This is a genomic window from Mesorhizobium sp. M7A.F.Ca.US.002.01.1.1, from assembly GCF_004022955.1.
Taxonomy (GTDB): Bacteria; Pseudomonadota; Alphaproteobacteria; order Rhizobiales; family Rhizobiaceae; genus Mesorhizobium; species Mesorhizobium ciceri.
Genome location: NZ_RZQE01000633.1, coordinates 1 through 2,738 on the forward strand (window position 1 = coordinate 1; position 2,738 = coordinate 2,738).

At 61.8% G+C, this 2,738-nt stretch carries 4 protein-coding genes; 2 read left to right on the forward strand and 2 right to left on the reverse strand.

Going from position 1 to position 2,738, the window contains the following annotated elements:
* Positions 1-34: 34 nt before the first annotated feature.
* The gene (locus tag EN932_RS33225) at positions 35-388 is read right to left on the reverse strand and encodes a hypothetical protein (protein WP_127369242.1); all 354 of its coding nucleotides are present in this window, start codon (positions 386-388) and stop codon (positions 35-37) included.
* Positions 389-1,060: 672 nt separating this feature from the next.
* Here EN932_RS33225 and EN932_RS33235 point away from each other — a divergent pair.
* Positions 1,061-1,318 carry a PepSY domain-containing protein gene (locus tag EN932_RS33235; RefSeq protein WP_063172137.1) on the forward strand — a complete coding sequence of 86 codons (258 nt, stop codon included), beginning with the start codon at positions 1,061-1,063 and terminating at the stop codon, positions 1,316-1,318.
* Positions 1,319-1,471: 153 nt separating this feature from the next.
* Entirely contained in the window at positions 1,472-1,954 is a 483-nt protein-coding gene (locus EN932_RS33240) for a hypothetical protein (protein WP_164753774.1), read from the forward strand.
* A 3-nt stretch (positions 1,955-1,957) separates the two neighbouring features.
* On the opposite strand, the gene EN932_RS33245 is transcribed toward EN932_RS33240, so the two are convergent.
* Positions 1,958-2,738: L,D-transpeptidase family protein (locus tag EN932_RS33245; protein WP_164890758.1), on the reverse strand; the 781-nt coding region annotated here is incomplete at its 5' end.

Here is a 2,738-nt window from a genome sequence, read left to right on the forward strand (position 1 = left end):
GGCCAAACTCTGCCCTACGCCGGTCGAGCCGCGATCAGCGCTTCATCGCGTGCAGGATGGCCTGCATGTGCTCTTCCAGGTCGAGTTCACCCCGAGCCTCGGCGGTCAACAGGTAATCGGCCTTGGCCCGGCGGTCGCCTCGGCTGATCGCTGGATAGGAGCAGATGGCCAGCAAGGCTTCCTGTTCAATCCGGTCTGCCCTCTTGCATTCGTGGCTGCTGCTGCCCGCTTGATGAACAACCCTGTGAAGCTCGACATAGCTGGCTTCATGGGCTCCGATCAGCGCCCGCAATTCGGGTGAGGCCCCTTCCGCTTCGGCAAACGTCGGTTCAATGACCGAGGCGACGGCGGTAAACGCAAGAAGTGTACGGCGTGTGATTTCGGGCATGCCTCATATCCCTGCTGTCCGATCATGCAGGCACACCATAGCACCGGCGCAACGGTTCGAAGAGATGCTCCGGGACGCGACCGCACTGTCTGCTGACAAAATGTACTCGCTCCCGCAGCCCGCCCTCCCAGCAGCCAGTGTGGCCTTAAGTCGCAATGATTGGCTTGCGAAAGCAGGGTTTCGGGCTTCATTGACGCTGCGATCGACACCATATGGTGATCCACAGCCCTCCAAACGAGAGAAGCTCGCTTTGACGCGGTCGCATAGCGGCCGTCAGCCGGCAATGGCTATGAACCAGGAACCTGAAAAACAATGCCTGAAAATGTCAGACCAATTTCGAAAGACGTCCCCCTCATTCAGCTAGGCGTCTATCAGTGCCGCTTCCCGGTAAGCGAAGACCGGTCGGTACCCGGCGGTTATCGTTTTTGTGCCGGGCCAACCTCGGCGGATCGCGTCTATTGCGATCACCACCACAGCATCGTGACCGCCGTCGACCCTCGTCGAACCCGTTCAGGTCTCCACCCCGCTCAACGACGCGCCGCGTAAGTCAAGTGCGCGGCGGCCCCTCATTCGGGAAGCTGCAAACCAGTGGACGGAACCGGCACCCGTTTCAGTTGCGGAACAAACCGGCATACCAGCGAGTTTCTCCCCGACGAAACTTGAGGGAAAGCCATGTCCAGATTTCTGCTGGCGACCAGCGTCGCCGTTCTTCTCGCCGGCGGGCCGGCCTTGGCCGCGGACGACAAGCCGCTGCCGCCGCCCAATGCCAAGAAGCTGTCGGAGATCATTGCCAAGGTCGAGCAGCGCGACGGCTTTCGCTATGTGGACGAGGTCGACTGGGACAGCGGCGCCTACACCGTCACCTATTACACGGCGGACAAGGCGAAGGTCGAAATCACCTATGATCCCGTGACGGCGGAGCCGAAATAGGGACGTTCCGACGCGAATTCGTTCTCGGCTGCGTCACAGGCTCCCGGCGCCAACTTCGGCGATCGCCCTGGCGCGGGCGCCTCCCCTTGCGTCAGTCGTGCTTTGATGGCTGACTGTCATTTCCTGGAATAGCTCCGGGCGCCGCATTGGGGGATGGGGATGGCGACGGCAAAGCACGTGATGAAGCGCATATTGATGATGTTGGCCGGCTACTTCGTATCGGTGCTGGTCGGCCTGATCGCCATCGCGGTGATCTATGGCGTGCTCAGTTCCTTGCCCAATGCGCCCAACTATTTCGACGTCATGGGCGTTTCGCCGATCGCGGTGCTGCTGGTGCCGCCGCTCGGCATGTTCGTCTATTTCCTGACCATCGTGGTGACCGCGCTGCAGACGTTGATCTTCGCGCTGATCGCCGAGTTCTTCTCGTTGCGCAATGTCCTGCTGCACATGGTTTTCGGCGCTGGCGCCGCAGTCGGCGGCTTCGCCTTGATCTGGCCGAGCGCACCGGAGGACATGGACCCGGAGCGTTGGGTCGACATCGGCATCATTGCCGCTGCCGGCCTTGTCGCCGGGTTGCTCTATTGGCTGATCGCCGGGCGCGACGCCGGCTTCCGACGGCCGCTGTTCGAGCGCTAAAAATCAACTCGAAGGCGAACGCACCGCCTCCGTGGCATCCAGGGCCTGCTTCAGCCGCGAGTCGCGGTCGTAGACGTCGCCGAAATATTCGACCTTGCCCGACAGATCGGGCCATGCGGTGAAATAGGCGACATAGACCGGGATCGTGCGTGTCACGTTCTCGGTCGCGTGGCCGTGCTTCAGCTTTTCGGCGATATAGTCCACGGAGGTGCCAAGCACCGCCGCCGCCATGCCGCGCGGATCCTGCAGCCGCACGCAGCCATGGCTGAGCGCGCGCATATCGCGCTGGAAGAACGATTTCTGCGGCGTGTCGTGCATGTAGATCGCATGCTTGTTGGGGAACAGGATCTTCAACTCGCCCAGCGCGTTGGCCTCGCTCGGCTGCTGGCGCACGCTGTAGGGGATGTTCGAGCCATAGGCGCCCCAGTTGACCGCCGACGAAGGAATGCGCTTGCCGCGCGAATCCGTCACCTCATAGCCGGACCGGTCGAGATAGCCCGGATCGTTGCGCAATCTCGGCAGCATCTCGTTGACGATGATCGACTGGGGCACGCCCCAATAGGGATGGAAATCGACCTGCTTGATCTGGTCGTAGAAGAAGGAGGTCTGGTTGGTGGTCCGGCCAATGACGGCACGCGTCTTGAGCTTTTCCTCGCCATTGTCGATGTAGCTCGCGGTGAAGGCCGGCTGGTTGATGAAGACGCGCGGGCTGCCGAGATCGGAGGGCAGCCAGCGCAGTTCCTCCAGCGCCACTTCCACCTTCAGCAGCTTGTCGGCCTTGGAT

Coding starts and splice junctions, on each gene's coding strand:
- EN932_RS33225 (WP_127369242.1), bottom strand. CDS start 388: ATGCCCGAAATCACACGCCGTACACTTCTTGCGTTTACCGCCGTCGCC.
- EN932_RS33240 (WP_164753774.1), top strand. CDS start 1,472: ATGGGGATGGCGACGGCAAAGCACGTGATGAAGCGCATATTGATGATG.
- EN932_RS33235 (WP_063172137.1), top strand. CDS start 1,061: ATGTCCAGATTTCTGCTGGCGACCAGCGTCGCCGTTCTTCTCGCCGGC.